At 46.5% G+C, this 17,404-nt stretch carries 15 protein-coding genes; 3 read left to right on the top strand and 12 right to left on the bottom strand.

From position 1 onward, the window contains the following. Positions 1 to 13 precede the first annotated feature (13 nt). Both ACEYCN_RS07240 and galU read left to right on the top strand, forming a co-directional pair. The gene (locus ACEYCN_RS07240; RefSeq protein WP_373713620.1) at positions 14 to 1,030 is read left to right on the top strand and encodes an NAD(P)H-dependent glycerol-3-phosphate dehydrogenase; all 1,017 of its coding nucleotides are present in this window, start codon (positions 14 to 16) and stop codon (positions 1,028 to 1,030) included. Positions 1,031 to 1,045: 15 nt separating this feature from the next. Then, positions 1,046 to 1,948: a UTP--glucose-1-phosphate uridylyltransferase GalU gene (galU, locus tag ACEYCN_RS07235; RefSeq protein ID WP_373713619.1), complete on the top strand. Its 903-nt coding sequence runs from the start codon at positions 1,046 to 1,048 to the stop codon at positions 1,946 to 1,948. A gap of 243 nt (positions 1,949 to 2,191) precedes the next feature. Here galU and ACEYCN_RS07230 read toward each other — a convergent pair whose 3' ends face one another. The 12 genes from ACEYCN_RS07230 to ACEYCN_RS07175 all read right to left on the bottom strand — a co-directional run bounded on the left by ACEYCN_RS07230 (position 2,192) and on the right by ACEYCN_RS07175 (position 14,593). Continuing rightward, positions 2,192 to 2,860, bottom strand: a complete 669-nt coding sequence (locus ACEYCN_RS07230; RefSeq protein ID WP_373713618.1) for a rhomboid family intramembrane serine protease — start codon at positions 2,858 to 2,860, stop codon at positions 2,192 to 2,194. Further along, complete coding sequence (locus ACEYCN_RS07225) at positions 2,857 to 3,381, bottom strand: 5-formyltetrahydrofolate cyclo-ligase (RefSeq protein ID WP_373713617.1); 525 nt, start codon at positions 3,379 to 3,381, stop codon at positions 2,857 to 2,859. Before ACEYCN_RS07225 ends, ACEYCN_RS07230 begins: the two co-directional genes overlap by 4 nt. 61 nt (positions 3,382 to 3,442) lie before the next feature. After that, positions 3,443 to 4,573 carry an N-acetyldiaminopimelate deacetylase gene (locus tag ACEYCN_RS07220; RefSeq protein ID WP_373713616.1) on the bottom strand — a complete coding sequence of 377 codons (1,131 nt, stop codon included), beginning with the start codon at positions 4,571 to 4,573 and terminating at the stop codon, positions 3,443 to 3,445. 63 nt (positions 4,574 to 4,636) lie between these two features. Next, positions 4,637 to 5,335, bottom strand: coding sequence for a 2,3,4,5-tetrahydropyridine-2,6-dicarboxylate N-acetyltransferase (gene dapD / locus ACEYCN_RS07215; protein ID WP_373713615.1), 699 nt, complete (start codon positions 5,333 to 5,335; stop codon positions 4,637 to 4,639). A 194-nt stretch (positions 5,336 to 5,529) separates the two neighbouring features. Further along, the gene (locus tag ACEYCN_RS07210) at positions 5,530 to 6,054 is read right to left on the bottom strand and encodes a hypothetical protein (protein WP_373713614.1); all 525 of its coding nucleotides are present in this window, start codon (positions 6,052 to 6,054) and stop codon (positions 5,530 to 5,532) included. Positions 6,055 to 6,193: 139 nt separating this feature from the next. Further along, positions 6,194 to 8,164 (bottom strand): transketolase, encoded by a 1,971-nt coding sequence (gene tkt, locus ACEYCN_RS07205; RefSeq protein ID WP_373713613.1) that lies wholly within the window; start codon positions 8,162 to 8,164, stop codon positions 6,194 to 6,196. A gap of 166 nt (positions 8,165 to 8,330) precedes the next feature. After that, a complete protein-coding gene (locus ACEYCN_RS07200) occupies positions 8,331 to 9,392 on the bottom strand; it encodes a zinc-binding dehydrogenase (RefSeq protein ID WP_373713612.1) in 1,062 nt (353 codons plus the stop codon). A 27-nt stretch (positions 9,393 to 9,419) separates the two neighbouring features. Next, positions 9,420 to 10,466 carry a galactitol-1-phosphate 5-dehydrogenase gene (locus ACEYCN_RS07195; RefSeq protein WP_373713611.1) on the bottom strand — a complete coding sequence of 349 codons (1,047 nt, stop codon included), beginning with the start codon at positions 10,464 to 10,466 and terminating at the stop codon, positions 9,420 to 9,422. 30 nt (positions 10,467 to 10,496) lie between these two features. Then, positions 10,497 to 11,768, bottom strand: coding sequence for a PTS galactitol transporter subunit IIC (locus ACEYCN_RS07190; protein ID WP_373713610.1), 1,272 nt, complete (start codon positions 11,766 to 11,768; stop codon positions 10,497 to 10,499). Positions 11,769 to 11,788: 20 nt separating this feature from the next. Next, positions 11,789 to 12,082 carry a PTS sugar transporter subunit IIB gene (locus tag ACEYCN_RS07185; RefSeq protein ID WP_373713609.1) on the bottom strand — a complete coding sequence of 98 codons (294 nt, stop codon included), beginning with the start codon at positions 12,080 to 12,082 and terminating at the stop codon, positions 11,789 to 11,791. Between the two features lie 21 nt (positions 12,083 to 12,103). Beyond that, positions 12,104 to 12,580 (bottom strand): PTS sugar transporter subunit IIA, encoded by a 477-nt coding sequence (locus ACEYCN_RS07180; protein ID WP_373713608.1) that lies wholly within the window; start codon positions 12,578 to 12,580, stop codon positions 12,104 to 12,106. Between the two features lie 72 nt (positions 12,581 to 12,652). Then, positions 12,653 to 14,593, bottom strand: coding sequence for a transcription antiterminator (locus ACEYCN_RS07175; protein WP_373713607.1), 1,941 nt, complete (start codon positions 14,591 to 14,593; stop codon positions 12,653 to 12,655). Between the two features lie 315 nt (positions 14,594 to 14,908). Between ACEYCN_RS07175 and ACEYCN_RS07170 the strand changes: the two genes are divergently transcribed. Further along, positions 14,909 to 17,290 (top strand): phosphoketolase, encoded by a 2,382-nt coding sequence (locus tag ACEYCN_RS07170; protein WP_373713606.1) that lies wholly within the window; start codon positions 14,909 to 14,911, stop codon positions 17,288 to 17,290. Positions 17,291 to 17,404: the final 114 nt, after the last annotated feature.

Here is a 17,404-nt window from a genome sequence, read left to right as displayed (position 1 = left end):
GTAAGGAGCAAGTATGGAAAAACAAAAAATTCCCGTCTTGGGGCCTGGTTCTTGGGGAACAGCCCTATCACAGGTATTAAATGATAATGGCCATGAAGTGCGGATTTGGGGAAACCTAGAAGACCAGATTGACGAAATCAACGAGAAACACACCAATACCCGCTATTTCAAAAATATCGTTTTAGATGAAAAGATTAAGGGTTACAAGGATTTGGCTGAGGCTTTGGATGGCGTTGATGCTGTTCTTTTTGTTGTGCCAACAAAGGTGACTCGACTAGTAGCCAAGCAAGTGGCGTCTGTTTTGGACCACAAGGTGGTGGTCATGCACGCCTCAAAAGGCTTGGAGCCTGATACCCACGAACGCCTATCCACCATTTTGGAGGAAGAAATTCCTGCTGAGCTTCGTAGTGAAATCGTGGTCGTTTCTGGTCCAAGTCACGCCGAAGAAACCATTGTTCGGGACATCACCCTCATCTCAGCAGCTTCCAAGGATATGGAAACAGCCAAGTATGTCCAAAATCTCTTTAGCAACCGCTACTTCCGCCTCTACACCAATAATGATGTTATTGGGGTAGAAACAGCTGGCGCCCTTAAAAATATCATCGCAGTTGGCGCGGGCGCCCTTCATGGTCTGGGCTACGGAGACAATGCCAAAGCGGCTATTATCGCGCGTGGTCTGACTGAAATCACTCGACTAGGTGTAGCCATGGGTGCTAACCCTCTGACTTACAGCGGTTTGTCTGGAGTTGGTGATTTGATTGTTACTGGCACTTCTGTCCATTCTCGTAACTGGCGGGCAGGTGACCAGCTGGGTCGCGGTGAAAAATTGGAAGATGTTGAGCGTAATATGGGCATGGTCATCGAAGGAATTTCCACTACCAAGGCTGCCTATGAATTGGCCCAAGAACTGGGTGTCTATATGCCCATCACTCAGGCTATTTACAGTGTGATTTACCAAGGAGCCAGCATTGATGAAGCCATCAAAGGCATCATGTCTGGCGAATTCCGCCAAGAAAACGAATGGTCCTAATCAAGGAGAGTATAGATGAAAAAACAAGTAAGAAAAGCTGTCATTCCTGCTGCGGGCCTTGGAACACGTTTCCTACCTGCCACCAAGGCCCTGGCCAAGGAAATGCTGCCCATCGTTGACAAACCAACCATCCAATTTATCGTCGAAGAAGCCCTGGCTTCTGGTATTGAAGATATCTTGGTGGTCACCGGTAAGTCCAAACGGTCCATCGAAGACCATTTTGATTCCAATTTTGAATTGGAGTACAACCTCAAGGAAAAAGGAAAAACGGACCTTCTCAGATTGGTGGACGAATCGACGGGAATCCGTCTCCACTTTATTCGCCAAAGCCATCCGAGAGGTTTGGGAGATGCTGTCCTTCAAGCCAAGGCCTTTGTCGGTAACGAACCTTTCGTAGTGCTCTTGGGAGATGACCTCATGGACATCAACGGGACAGACTATCCATTGACCAAGCAACTCATCGATGATTATGAAGCGACTCATGCTTCTACCATCGCCGTCATGCCCGTGCCCCACGAAGAAGTGTCTGCCTACGGTGTCATCGCTCCCCAAGGAGAAGGGATTAACGGCCTTTATAGCGTGGAAACCTTTGTTGAAAAACCAAATCCAGAAGATGCCCCATCTGATCTGGCTATTATCGGTCGCTACCTCCTGACACCAGAGATTTTTGACCTCTTGGAAAGACAGGAACCAGGTGCCGGCAATGAAATCCAACTGACCGATGCCATCGACGCCCTCAACAAGACCCAGCGTGTCTTTGCCCGTGAATTCAAGGGACAACGCTATGATGTGGGCGACAAGTATGGCTACATGAAAACCTCTATCGAATACGGCCTCAATCATCCGCAGACCAAGGATGATTTGAGAGACTATATCATTTCTCTTGGTAAACAATTAGAAGGCAAATCAGCTGACTAAAAGAGAAGAGTTTGGGACAAAAGTAGTTCCAAACTCTATTTTTTCGTTTTAGATACTTATAGCGCAGTGGTTGAGTGGGCTCTAATGCGCTGATAAATCAGCTTTTACAGCCCTACTCAACTGTGCGGAGGTGGGAGTAAAACGGTCTGGGGATAGACCGTTTTAGCTCAACAACTGGAAATAAAGACTTGTTGACGAAATCGAATTTCTCCGAAATTACCGATTTCTGTCTCACTCTCTTTTTTACAGGGCTAAGAAAATCATGCCGAGGGTGAGGAGGAGATAGACCCCGCCAGCCAAGAGCCGCTGCCAGGTCTGAAACATCTTTTTTTCATGCAGAGTGGGCAGAAAGACCGCTGCCAGAAGCCCGCCTACCAGTCCGCCAATATGGCCAACCAAGCCGACATTGGGCATGAAGAGGTTGAAAATCAAGTTGACCACAATGAGGGCTTGATAAGACTGGCCCATCTGCTTGAGATAGGGGTTGCGGCCAAAGTATCCTGCAACGGTAATGGCTGCAAAGACCCCAAAAATGGAAGTGGATGCCCCCGCTGCCACCACATCCGGTGTTAAGAAGAGGGTAAAAACATTGCCCATTATTCCAGACAGGAGATAAAGGATGAGGAAACGCCAGGAGCCCCAGACCTGCTCAGCCAGTTGCCCAACCACATATATAGCAAAAATATTAAAGAGAAAATGCTGCCAGCCAATATGGACAAAAATGGGCGTCATCAGGCGCCAAAGTTGGCTGGGATCGTATTTAAGGTAGAGACCATGCATGCCGCCAAATTCAAAGATGGTTTGACTGGATGTCGTATTTCCAAAACGAAAAATTTGAATGGCCATAAAGATGATGGTGGTCAACATGAGCAGGCCAAAGGTCACTGGCCGTCTTTTTAATTCGGTCATCATCGGCAAATCACCTCCTGAACGGGAATATCGTGGCTTTCTTCCGAAAACTCTTTTCTCTGAAAATCATAAATGGTACTGATGGTGGCTCCTGGATAATCGGCCAGATAGCGGTCATAATAGCCTCCACCGTGCCCGATGCGGTAACCACGGTCATTAAAGGCCACTCCAGGTACATGAATCAGGTCAATGTCCGCTTTATCAACAGCCTGGCCAGTACTGGGTTCAAGCACCCCAAAGTAACTCTCAACCAGCTGACCGGCTACATAGGGCAGAAAGACCATCTGTCCAGGACCCACTACCTTGGGAACGAGAACTCTTTTTCCAGCTGCTTGGGCTGCCTCAATCAGGCCATAGCTGTCAAATTCATGGTCCATGGGCAGGTAAGTAGCGATGGTCTGGGCAGCTTGATAGCTGGGATGGGCTAGGACGAGGGCCGTCATTTCTTTATCAGTTGCTGCTTTATGCTCCCTGTCCTGTATGTCTAGGACCTGCAAAACAGCTGCTCGAATGCTTTCTTTCATGGGAATTTCCTATTTTTCTTAAAGATTAAGAAAAGACTGATCTGAAGCAGTCTTTTCACATTTACCGAATCCGCGTTTGGAGAAAGGCGGAAATCTTTTCTACTGCAAAGGGCAGGGCTTCTTCCTTGGGACTCATTTGGGGATGGTGGAGAGCATAGGCGGTGTCGACACCCAGCCAGAACATGACACCCGGAATCTTATTTAAAAGGTAGCCAAAGTCCTCTCCTGTCATGGCAGGTGGGCAATCGATTAGGTTGACTCCTGAGCTCTGCTCAAAAAAGTTCATCAGGTTACGGGCCAAGTGAGGATGGTTTTCCACAGGCAGGTAGCCTCCTTGATTGAGAATGACTTCTACTTCCATACCAAAGGATGCAGCCACACCCTGGGCTATTTCTTTCAGCCTTTGTTGTATATGTAGGCTCATATCTTGAGTCAGGCTGCGGATGGTGCCATGGAGCTTGGCGGTATCTGCGATGACATTGTTGGTGGTGCCGGCCCGCATGGAGCCAAAGGTCACCACTCCCCCTTCAATCGGGTCGACATTGCGGCTGACAATGGTCTGGACTTGCGTGATAAAATAGGCTGCGGCGACTAAGGCATCATTGGCCTGATGGGGGAAGGCGGCATGTCCACCCTTGCCCTTGAAGGTCACCCAAACTTCACAAGTCCCTGCAAACAGGGTGCCTGTATTGGTAGCGATATCGCCCACCTTCAAATCCGGCCGCACATGCAAGCCATAAAATTCATCGGGTTTCCAGTCACCAAAGGCCCCGTCCTCATACATGAGCATGCCTCCGGCCGCATTTTCCTCAGCCGGTTGGAAGAGAAAGAGGAGGTTGTTTTTGGGCTGGGTTTGGACCAGTTTGTCTAATAGGCCAAGTCCGATGGTCATGTGGAAATCGTGTCCACAGGCGTGCATCCGTCCCTCATGCTGGCTTTGAAAGTCCAGTCCAGTCTCTTCTACCACTGGAAGACCATCCATATCTGCCCGCCAGCCAATGGTTTTTTCAGGAGCGGCTCCCTTTACAAAAACCAGGATTCCTGTTCGCCAGGTCCGCTGCTCTACATAGTCTTTTCCAGCTGTGATACTGGCGATTTTATCTAAGAGATAGGCCTGGGTCTTGAATTCCTCCAGACCAATTTCAGGAATCTGGTGCAAATCACGGCGGATGCTGATTAAATCAAGTGTCATATCAATCTTTCCTTTAAAGAAAAGCCTGAAAAATCAGGCCACAATATTTTTCTCAAGTCAGGCTTAGAGGTTGCGCAGGGCATCTTCCAAGGCTGTTTTTTGCTGGGTTTTTTCGTCGATTTCCTTGATGATGCGGGCTGGAACACCTGCCACTACGACATTTTCAGGAACATCCTGGGTGACGATGGCACCAGCTGCCACAACAGATCCGTTGCCGATTTGTACGCCTTCGATAACCACAGCGTTTGCTCCAACCAGGACATTGTCTCCCACGCGAACGGGCTCAGCTGAAGCTGGCTCAATGACTCCTGCCAGAACCGCACCTGCACCGATGTGGCTGTTTTGACCAACAGTCGCCCGCCCGCCAAGGATAGCGCCCATGTCAATCATGGTTCCAGCACCGATTTCCGCACCGATATTGATAACAGCTCCCATCATGATGACGGCATTGTCACCGATAGTCACCTGGTCGCGGATGATGGCACCTGGCTCAATCCGAGCGTTGAGGTTGCGCTTGTCCAAAAGAGGAACAGCAGAGTTGCGGCCGTCTTGCTCCACCACGTAATCCTTGTTTTCAGTCAAATTGACCAAAAGTGGCTCGATATCTTTCCAGTCCCCGAAAAGAACATTGCCCAGTTTGGTCACCTCAACTGGTACAGGACCTGCCAATTCTCCCTCAAAAGTAACCTTAACATTGGTTTTTTTCACCGCATTGCCAATAAAAGCAATAATTTCCTGGGCAGACATTTTTTGTGTAGTCATCATGATACCAAGAGTGTTCAAAAGCAGGCTGAACCTATTTTCAAGACGCTTTAGTTCAGGTTCAGTTGGCCCCTAGCCAAACACTCTATTCCTTCCAATTCAATTTTTTCTCGTATGTTTTATCATTATAGCAAATTATCTGAAAATTTGGAAAGGATAGGGTTGAAAAAAGACCTCCGAGGAGGTCGAAAAACTTATTTTGGCAGTTCAATACTTACAACCGCTGGTTTCAATTTAGAGTTAATTTGGAATCCAGGTTCAACCTCAAGCTCTGCAGTACCGTCTTCATTTACAGCAAATGCCGCTGTCGCACCTTCAATACTTCTACCAGCAGCAATTGTTTCAAGAATTGTACCAACTGGATAGCTCTCTGTTGATTTGTTGTTGACATAAAGATCAATGTCTTCCCCCACAACGTAGTCATCATCTGTCAAATTCGTAAGATTGTATGTCACCAAAAGAACCTTATTAGCTACAATATCGCTTGCAGAATTCCTCTCATCTGTCCACGCAACATTTGTAATAGTGATTTCAGCAACATCTTTAAACACAATAGTATCTCCAACTTTGTATTCTGTATTTGTTGCTGCTTCTGTTGTCGAACTAGCTTTCGTTGCAGAATCAGAAGTTTCCTTCTTAGTCGGTGTTGTTGTCGAACATGCTCCTAGGGCAAACAATGACAAAGCAGCTACAGTAAATAGGGTGAATTTCTTTTTCATATTGGACTCCTAATAATTTTTTCAAACTCTATTATATATATATATAATTTGTCAAGATATTTTAAAAATATTTTTTACTTAGATTTCTATGTTTTCCTAATCAAAAAACCTGGATTGCTCCAGGTTTCATTTCTAATGATTACAAGCTGTTGACAACTGCCACGACATTCTCAACAGTGAAGCCGTAGTTGTCGATGACGGTTTGGGCTGGTGCAGAGGCACCGAATTTGTCGATTCCGATGACCTTGCCATCTAGACCGACATACTTGTACCAGCTGAGGCTGGCTGCCATTTCGATGGCGACGCGGCGGCGGACTGCATTTGGCAGGATTTCTTCCTTGTAGGCTGCATCTTGGGCATCAAAGAGTTCCATAGATGGTACAGAAACCACGCGGACCTTGGTGCCTGCTGCTTCCAATTCTTTGGCAGCTTTGACAGCCAGGTTGACTTCTGAACCGGAAGCCAGCAAGATGGTATCAAAGCCTGCTGCTTCATAGACCACATAGGCCCCTTTGGCTACCTTGTCAAAATCTGTTCCTTCTTCTACTGTCAAGTTCTGACGGGTCAAAACAAGGGCTGTTGGAGTAGAGCTGCTGTTGACTGCCAAGTGCCATGCTGCCTGTGTTTCACGCGCATCAGCTGGACGGATAACATTCAGGTTTGGCAGGGCACGAAGTCCTGGCAATTGCTCAATTGGCTCATGGGTTGGGCCATCTTCACCAACGGCGATGGAGTCATGGGTGAAGACATAGGTCACTGGCAAACCTTGCAAGGCTGACAAACGAACCGCTGCCTTGACATAGTCTGAGAAGACGAAGAAGGTACCGCCATAGACACGAAGTCCGCCGTGAAGGGCCATACCGTTGAGGATAGCTCCCATAGCAAACTCACGCACACCGAATTGGATGTTGCGGTTAAGGACGTGGTCCGCATCCTGAAGACCCTCACCCTTGATGTAGGTCATGTTGGAATGCGCCAAGTCAGCAGAACCACCCAAGAAGGTTGGCAGCTTGCTGGCGATGACATTCAGAGCATCTTGGGAAGAATTACGGGTTGCTTGAGAGAAGCCAGCTTCCAAGGCAGGGAAATCTGCTGAGGTGATGGCAACTGGATCCTTGCCAGCCGAGATAGCAGCCAATTCTGCCCCTTCTGCTGGATAAGCAGCCTGGTAGTCTGCAACCAATTGGGTCCAAGCCTCATGGGCCGCTGCACCACGATCTGCCACATTAGCCTTGAAGTCCGCATAGACAGATGATGGAATATCAAAAGGTTCGTAGGTCCAGCCAAGGGCCTCACGAGCCGCTGCTGTTTCCTCAGCACCTAATGGCGCACCGTGGGCCGCGTTGGTTCCACCCTTGGTTGGAGCCCCGTGGCCGATAACAGTTTTCACTTCAATCAGGGATGGTTTGCCAGAAGTCTTGGCCGCTTCAATGGCGATGTTGATGGCTTCTACATCAGTCCCATCTTCCACCAAGGCTGTGTACCAGCCATAGGCTTCATAGCGGGCACGGACATTTTCTGTCATGGCATCGTCCAATTCACCATCCAAACAGATATTGTTTGAATCGTAGAGAACAATGAGCTTGTCCAATTTTTGGTGACCGGCAAAGGAAGCCGCTTCGGCAGAAACCCCCTCCATGAAGTCCCCATCGCCTGCGATGGCATAGGTGTAGTGGTCAAAGATTGGGAAACCTTCTTTATTGTACTTAGCTGCTAAGAAACGCTCTGCCAGGGCAAAACCAACTGCGGTTGAAATCCCTTGTCCAAGCGGACCTGAAGTAGCGTCCACACCAGCAGTGTGACCAAATTCAGGGTGACCAGGCGTCTTAGAACCCCATTGGCGGAAAGCCTTCAATTCTTCCATGCTGGTATCTTCATAACCAGTCAGGTGCAGAAGGGCATAAAGCAACATGGATCCATGTCCAGCGGACAGGACAAACCGATCACGGTTGAGCCAGTTTGGTGCCTCAGGTGTGATGTGCATTTGTTTAGTAAAGAGGGCATAGGCCATCGGTGCAGCTCCCATTACTACTCCTGGGTGACCCGAATTGGCCTTGTTAATGGCATCCACACCTAAAAAGCGGATGGCATTGACGGATACATTTGACATAGTTTCCTCCTATTTGTTGGTAGATTTGTCGCTGGTTTTATTATAGCATAAAAGGCTTACATTTTGAAATTTCTTCTGCTCGACCAACGGCTTCAAAGAAGCAAAATATTCCCCTTATCCAGCAGATACAGGGAATATCTTTCACCTTTTTCGGTGTCTAACAGGTCTAAAATTCACCTGGGTTGGATTCAATCATAACCTTGAATTCCTTGCCCCCCATGACCGCTTCAAAGGCTTGCCGCCATTCTTCCAAGGGGAATTTCTTGGTAATCATCTTGTCGATTTGGATGGCTCCCTTATCCAGGAGATGAATGGCAATCGGCCAGTCAAATGGATTTTGCGAACGACAGCCCACATACTCAATTTCTCTCTGGATGATGGACTCGGTGTCCAATTCGATGTATTTTTTGGCAAAAAGTCCCACCTGGACAAAGCGTCCGCGTTTTTTGATGAGGGGAAGAACCTGGTTGACTGCTGGTGCCGCACCAGAAGCATCATAGGCCTTGTCCACCCCGTAGCCATCTGTGTACTTGTGGACGATGGCTGCCAAATCTTCCTTGAGGGTATCCACCACCACATCGGCTCCCAGCTCCTTGGCAAAGGCCAGGCGGTCCGCATCCTGGGTAATGCCTGTCATGATGACAAAGGCTCCGATATCCTTGGCAATCTGCAGGAGAAAGAGGCCAATCGGGCCAGGTCCCATGATGATGATTTTATCGTGGAGGTTTAGCTGGCTCTTTTGGTACATGGCATGCACACAGCAGGCTAAGGGCTCTGTCATGGCTGCCCCCTCATAGCTGAGGGTATCTGGCAGGATATGGATGCTTTCTTCACGGGCCAGGACATACTTGGCCATGGAACCATTTTGCTGGGTTCCAATTCCCTTGCGCCACATAGCCAGATTGTACTGCTTGTCATGGGTGTAGATGTCTGTGCTGGTCTCGAAGGTCGTCTCGCTGGTCACTCGATCACCCACCTTGACCTTGGTCACTTGATCTCCCACTGCCACTACCTGACCGGAAAATTCATGGCCCAGAACCACAGGAGTTGTCGGATTGTTGTATTCCCCCTTAAAGGTGTGGATATCCGAGCCGCAAATCCCGGTGAAAGCCACCTTGATAAGGACCTTGTCATCTACTGCCTTTGGAACATCCAAGGGGAGGAAGTTCATCTTATCATAGCCAGGTTCTGTCTTAAAGACACCCATCATTTTTTCTGGAATTGTCATATGCTTACCTCTTATACAAATAGCTATCTATTTATTGGGAAAAATCATTACTTTATTGTAAGACTCTTCTCGGTTTACTGTTAAATTAAAAGCTTTTTGGATGTCATCTAAATTAAACCTATGTGAAATCATACTTTTTAATTGTATTTGACCAGATTCAATAAAATCAACTGAATGTAACCATTCTTTCCCTGGAAAGGGCGCTGAATAGGAGTTCCAAAAACCTTTTAGTGTGTACTCTCTTCGAAAAATATTTTCAAAAGCTCTTTGTCGCAACAATACATCTGAATATGCAATGCCTTGATAACCAATCTTGCCACCCTTTCGAACAACCAATAAGCACTGTTCTTCGGTTACTTTGGAACCCGCACATTCTAAGGCAATGTCCACGCCAAGACCTTTTGTTATTTCAAAAATTAAACTTTCTAAATCCTCTTCCAAGGGATTTATTATATCAGTCACACCATATTTTTTGGATTCTTCTAGTTTATTGGGGTCAATATCAATTCCAATAATTTTCTTAACTCCTGCCAATCGTAGCCACTGGACACTTAGTATACCAATAGTTCCTAAACCAAACACTGCAACTTGATCTCCAGTTTGAGGATCTAAGCCCATAACGCCGTGTGCTGCTACTGCTAATGGTTCAATCATTGCAGCTTCTTCATAAGAGATCTTTGAACCAATATTGATAACATTTGATTCTGGAACTGTACAAAACTCTTCAAATCCACCATATCTATGAGAACCAATCATCTGATAATTCTCACATAATTGATATTTGCCCGATTTGCAATAGATACACTCATTGCATGGCAATAGAGGGGCTATCGCAACTCGATCTCCAACTACAATATTTTTTACTTCGGAACCGATTGCCTCAACCTCTCCTGCGAATTCGTGCCCCATTACCATCGGTAAGCCATATCTCCAACCACTCTGCATCTTATGAATATCAGAGCCGCAGATTCCTGCGGCTTTGACTTTCACGAGTACCTCATTTTCTTTTGGAATAGGCTTTTCAAGGTTTTTTATCTCAAATTTGTTAAGACTTGTTAATAATGCTGCTTTCATAAAACTAGCACCTTTCCACCGTCTTCTATTCTAGTTACCAAAAAGTTGTGCAAATTTTAAGATGAGCCAGTTCAGTACATTCCCACCCATGTCCAAACTTGATACCTGAGTCGCTCCAGCCGGGAACTCATAGACTCCACGCATCATTTCTGTATGTTCTGGAGCAAAGTTTGTTGCCATCCACAGTGCAAATGTAATAACAATTGCTCCAGTGATTACAGACTGGATAATATTACCTTTTCTGTGTGCAACGATTAAAGAAACATAAAACGGAATGGTAGCCAAATCACCAAATGGAAGTACTTTATTCCCTGGTAGGATGACTGCGATAAGAAGTGTTATAGGGACAAGCAACAGACCTGTTGCAAGGTTAGCTGGATGCCCAGTTGTTAGAGCTGCATCCATACCAAGATAAATCGTACGGTCACTATTACCATTTCGTTTTTGTAGGAAATCACGAGCTGCTTCTGAAATTGGAATCAAACCTTCCATCAAAATCTTCACCATGCGAGGCATCAAAAACATTACGGCACCCATATTGATACCCATTGTAATGATACCTCCAGCATCATAACCCCCAAGTGCTGCAATACCTGCACCAATAATAATACCCATCATCATTGGCTCCCCAAAAATACCAAATTTTTCTTGAATAGTATCCGCACTAACATCTAATTTATTTAATCCTGGAATTTTTCCAACTAAAATACCTACAGGGATACCGATAAGACCAAAAGCATCTGTTGAACCTGTTGGTAAACTAACACCCTCTAATCCATAGAATTTTTCAACCATCGGTGCGGTCCAGTCAGCAATAAGCAAACAAGCAATTTCGTACAAAACACCGCATAAGATAGCGAACCACCAATTTCCGCCTGTAACTATGTAGCCGGTTGCAGCAGCAGCGATGAAATGCCAATAATTCCAAAGATCAATATCCAATGTCTTTGTTGTCTTAGTAAATAACATAAGTAGGTTTACAGCCACACAGATTGGAATCATAACTGCTGAGACAGGTGAAGCCCATGATGCTGCAGCTGCGGAAGGCCAACCAGTATCAATAATATTCAATGATACTCCAAAATTTTCTACCATAGCTTGCGCAGCAGGCCCCAGGTTATTGGAAAGAACACCAATAACTAAGTTAATTCCAATGAAACCGATTCCAACTGTTAAACCTGATTTCAAAGATTTTCCGAATGGCAATCTAAAAATTAAACCAACAATGGTCAGCATAATTGGGAGCATAACTGATGCCCCTAATCCAAGAATATATTGTACAACATCGTTAATAGCACTCATTGTAATATCTCCTTTTTGATTTATCCTAAAATTTTACGGGCAGCGTCTATAATTTGTTCATCCACCTTATCCGCATTTATGCCCGTCAAATAGCCCATAGCCTTAATTGCCGGAATTTTAAATTCTCCTGGCAAGAGAGTTGTTGTAATTAAAATATCTGCATCCGCTTCGCGTGCCTTTGCTTCTGCAATTTTAATTTGAATAATATCCACATCAATATTATTACTTTTAAATAAATCCTCTACTCGCTTCATGACGACAGTAGAAGTTGCAATTCCCGCACCACAGGCAACTAGAACTTTAAGTTTTACCATGATACTTCTCCTTTTTGTTATTTATAAATTATTTTTATTGACGATAGTAAGGACATCCTGAGATGATGTCGCTGCGATGATGTCTTTCAAAATGGCTTCATTTTGAAGTAGACCCATCAGGGATTGCAGCATCTCCAGCTGGGCATGGGCTTGATTTAAGCCTAAGACAAAGACGATACTGGCTGGGACAGACTGATTCATGTCTTCCATGCTCTTAAACTCAACCGGTTCCTGGTTGACTACAACGGCCACAAACTCCTCCAGCACGCACTCGGCATCTGTATGAGGAATGGCTACCCCCAGATTTTCCAGCTGAATGCCTGTCGGGAAGGTGGCTTCCCGCTCCTTGACCCGGGCTAAAAAGTCATCTCTGACCTTCCCTAGTTGAAAGGCCTGCTTGGAAACCCCCTCAAACAGGTCATCACTGGTCCGGTAGGTTTTATGAACAAAAATCAATGGTTCACTGATGTAGTTAGCTAATTTTATGGAAGCTGTCATATATGGTGGTTCTCCCTTCATAAGAGTAAAATACAAAGGCCATAGTCTAGTTGTTGGCATATCAAGCAGGAACTACAATTCCTTGATAAAGGTTTGTTTTTTATTGGCCCGCCAGAGGCGATTGATATAGTCCTTGTTGTCAATTTTAGAATAGAGACTGACAAGAGCTTTCTTATAAATCTCCTCATCCTTCTCCGCAATGGCAATGAGCATAACAACCTTGATGGTATTGCTGCCCCACTTGATGGGTTTGTTCAAGGTCATCATAATCAGCTGGGACTCGTTGACAAAGGCTGGGTCAGCATGGGGAAGGGCGATACCGGTATAAACACTGGTGCTCCCCATCTTTTCTCTGGCCAAAATCGAGTGCAATAACTTCTTATCCTTGCGGTTTTTCCTGGAAGCCTTGGAAACCATAAACTGAATGCAGTCTTCAACAGACTGGCAATTTTCCCCCAAAAGGATATTGTCCTGCAAGAGATCCAAAACAACTGATTTGGCAAAGACCCCATCTTCATGGATGATAGATAGCATGTTGCGGTTGCCCGTTGTCAATTCTGAATAGCTTTTTTGAATCAATTCTAATTCCGCATCCGTCATAATAGGATTGACATGGATATAATCAAAATCCACATCCTCCAAGCGAACCGAACTGATGACCAAGTCGGCCCGATTCAGCAAATCCTTGTTTCTCTCAAGGTCTCGAAGGTCCACCTTAATCAGGTGATCAAAGGCGGCCACAATCCGCTTGAGGGAGCTCATGATTAACTCTGAAGTGGCCAGGCCGTGGGGGCAAATGACGCAGATGGTCAGGGGCTTGATGAGCTTTTCCACCGCTACTTCAAAGTAGATGGTCAAGAAGGCCACTTCCGCATCTAGTAATTCTACCTGATATTCCTCTGACAAGGTTTTGGAAGCCAACCAGACGATGTAGTAGAGGACGCTATAGCGGGACTTAATTTCTTCTGTCGTCTTATTTTTGATGTTGATGCCACTTTTTAGTCGGTAAATCATGGGAGGAACATGGTTGACCAGCATATTGTATAGGTGAGCATCCCTTGTAAAATCAACACCTGACAATTGGCTAACCTTTTCAATAAAAGCAGACACCGCTTTTTTGACCTCTGGCCTTTCTGCCAGTTGGGCTTCATAACCAACCGAAAGTAAGGTGTAGGAAATGTTTCGGATTTCAGCATCCGAAATCAGGGCCATGCTGACTCCGGTGGTCTTACTGAGCAGCTCTCCTGCGATGACATAGACCTCATATTGGGAAAGATCTTCTGCCATGATGGAGAAGGTGTTTTCCAGAATGACATCCTGCTGCAGATACCGCTGGGCGCTAATCAGCAAATCCAAAATCAGGTAGATACTGTAGGATTCTGCCGTTTTGAAATTGTAATCCACCGCACAGTTGGCTACGATTTCTGCAACGGACTGAACCCGCTCAGATGGAAAGAAGATAGCGAGACCTGGATCCTGGGCAAACTGGTTCATGGATAGGTCAAAATGGTCAATCATATAGTTTCTGAGAAACTTCCGAATGTCACATTCCCGTCCCTGGAGCTGCACCTGGCCGCTCCCCCTCACCAGGCCAATCTGGTAGGGCAGCAGCTGGGCCTCGATTTTATCCAAGTCCCGTCTGATAGAGGCTTCACTGATAAAATGCTCCACAGACCAATCCAGAATATCCACCTTCTTGCTGCCCAGAGTCAGTTCTCTGACCAATTCATATTCTCGCAGAATCTGCGAGCCTTCATCGACCAACTCTGCACTGCCCTGTTCCAAAAAGGCTAGAATCCGCCTTCGTTTGGCAGGACTCAAGGTCAACTTCACCCCCAAACGAGGCTTCTTTTCAATCGCAATTTGGAAAGAAGACAGCTTTTCATTGATGGCTGCGATGTCACTATAGATGGTCTTGGTAGACACTCCATATTTCTCAGACAAGGCCTGACCGGTCATGTAGTGGCTAGCGGAGACCAAATCTTGCAATACACTAAATTGTCTTGTATTCACATCAATCTCGCTCTCATTCCTCTTTACAGTTCTCATTATAGACCATATCCTCTCTTTACTTAAATCAACTTTCTTCCACATTAATCTGGAAGTTTTGAAATCGGTTTCATAAACCTTTTTCTCTTCTTATTATATTAACACAATTTTCTACACAGGATTTTGCGCAAAAATGGGCTGATTTTTCCTACAAACATTTCCCATTTTCTACCAAAAAAATGCGAAAATAAGCCAGATTTCCAATTTTCAAACTTTGACTTATGAAGGCCAAAGTGATATAGTTTTGTTGTGAAAATTTACACAAAAAGGAGTGTCGACATGACAAGCAATTTTGATTCGACAGATTATTTGAAAAAAGTAGATGCCTGGTGGCGGGCCGCCAACTACATTTCCGCTGCTCAGATGTATCTCAAGGACAACCCCCTTCTCAAACGGGAAGTCGTAGAGAAGGACCTCAAGGCCCATCCAATTGGCCACTGGGGAACGGTTCCAGGCCAAAACTTCATCTATGCCCACCTCAACCGGGCCATCAACAAATACGATGCTGATATCTTCTACATTGAAGGACCTGGACATGGCGGTCAGGTTATGGTCTCCAATTCCTACCTAGATGGGTCCTATACAGAGCTATTTCCAAACATTCCGCAGACCGAGGAAGGCTTCAAAGAACTCTGCAAAATCTTCTCCTTCCCAGGCGGTATCGCTTCACATGCTGCTCCTGAAACCCCAGGTTCCATCCATGAAGGGGGAGAACTGGGCTACGCCCTCTCTCATGCAGCGGGCGCTATCTTGGACAATCCAGATACCATCGCAGCAACCGTCATTGGTGACGGGGAAGCAGAAACAGGCCCACTGATGGCTGGCTGGTTTGCCAATACCTTTATCAACCCTGTCAATGACGGGGCGGTTCTTCCCATCCTTTACCTCAACGGTGGCAAGATCCACAACCCTACTATCCTAGAGCGAAAAACCGATGAGGAATTGGAACTCTTCTTTAAAGGCCTCGGTTGGAACCCAATTTTCGCTGATGTCACTGCTGTCAGCAAAGATTTCGAGGCTTCACACAAGCTCTTCGCTGAAAAATTAGACCAGGCCATTGAAGAAATCAAGGCTATTCAAGCAGAAGCCCGCAAAGGTTCGGCGGAAGAAGCCAAGATGCCAGCTTGGCCAGTTTTAGTGGCCCGCATTCCAAAAGGCTGGACCGGCCCCGAATCCTGGCAAGGAACACCAATCGCAGGCGGCTGGCGTGCTCACCAGGTACCCATCCCAGTGGATGCCCACCACATGGAGCATGTTGATGCCTTACTAGATTGGCTCAAGGGCTACCGGCCAGAAGAGCTCTTTGATGAAGAAGGACGCCTCCTGCCTGACATCGCAGCAATCGCTCCTAAGGGAGACCGCCGTATGGCCATGAACCCCATCACCAACGCAGGTATTATCAAGCCAATGGATACTGCTGACTGGAAGAAACATGCCCTTGCTATTGAGACTCCAGGTGCCATCATGGCCCAAGATATGATTGAGTTCGGGAAGTACGCAGCTGACTTGGTTGAAGCCAACCCAGACAACTTCCGTATCTTTGGACCAGATGAAACCAAGTCCAACCGATTGCAAGAAGTCTTTACCAAGACCAACCGCCAATGGCTGGGCCGCATTGATGCCTCCTATGATGAGTGGCTGTCCCCAGTCGGACGGGTCATCGATTCCCAACTGTCTGAACACCAGGCCGAAGGCTTGTTAGAAGGCTACGTATTGACTGGCCGCCATGGATTCTTTGCATCTTATGAGTCCTTCCTACGAGTGGTGGATACCATGGTCACCCAGCACTTCAAGTGGCTGCGTAAGTCCAAGACCCATACCACCTGGCGTAAAAACTACCCAGCCCTCAATCTGATTGCCACCTCAACCGTCTTCCAACAAGACCACAATGGCTACACCCACCAAGATCCAGGTATTCTGACCCATTTGTCAGAAAAAACTCCTGAATTTATCCGTGAGTACCTGCCAGCCGATACCAACTCCCTCCTGGCAGTTATGGACAAGGCCTTTAAAGCCGAAGACAAGATTAACTTGATCGTGACTTCCAAGCACCCGCGCCCTCAGTTTTACTCTGTGGAAGAGGCACAAGAGTTGGTGGACAAGGGCTACAAGGTCATTGACTGGGCATCTACCGTCTCAGCTGATGAAGAACCCGATGTGGTCTTTGCCGCAGCAGGCACCGAGCCAAACTTAGAAGCCCTAGCTGCCATCTCCATCCTGCACAAGGCCTTCCCTGAGCTCAAGATCCGCTTTGTCAATGTAGTGGACATCTTGAAACTCCGCCATCCAAGTGTGGATGCTCGAGGCTTGAGTGATGAAGAATTTGACAAGGTCTTCACCAAGGACAAACCAGTTATCTTTGCCTTCCATGCCTATGAAGGAATGATTCGGGACATTTTCTTTAGCCGCCATAACCACAACCTGCGAGTTCATGGTTACCGTGAAAATGGCGACATCACCACACCGTTTGATATGCGGGTCATGTCCGAATTGGACCGCTTCCACCTAGCCCAAGACGCCGCTCAGGCTGCCCTAGGTGAGGCAGCAGCTGCCTTCGCCGCCCAGATGGATGAAACTGTAGCCTATCACAAGGCTTACATCCGTGAACACGGCGCTGATATCCCAGAAGTCCAAAACTGGAAATGGGAAAACCTCCACTAACATCGTTTGCCACCTATAAAAATGAGAGTGGGGCAGAAATCGGTAATTTCGGAGAAATTCGATTTCGTCAACAAGTCTTTATTTACAGTTGTTGATCTAAAACGGTCTATCCCC

Origin of the sequence: Streptococcus sp. (genome assembly GCF_041802885.1) — a bacterium.
Classification (GTDB): Bacteria; Bacillota; Bacilli; order Lactobacillales; family Streptococcaceae; genus Streptococcus.
The sequence above is the reverse complement of the archived record's forward strand: the minus strand, read 5'-3'. Positions and strand labels throughout refer to the sequence as shown.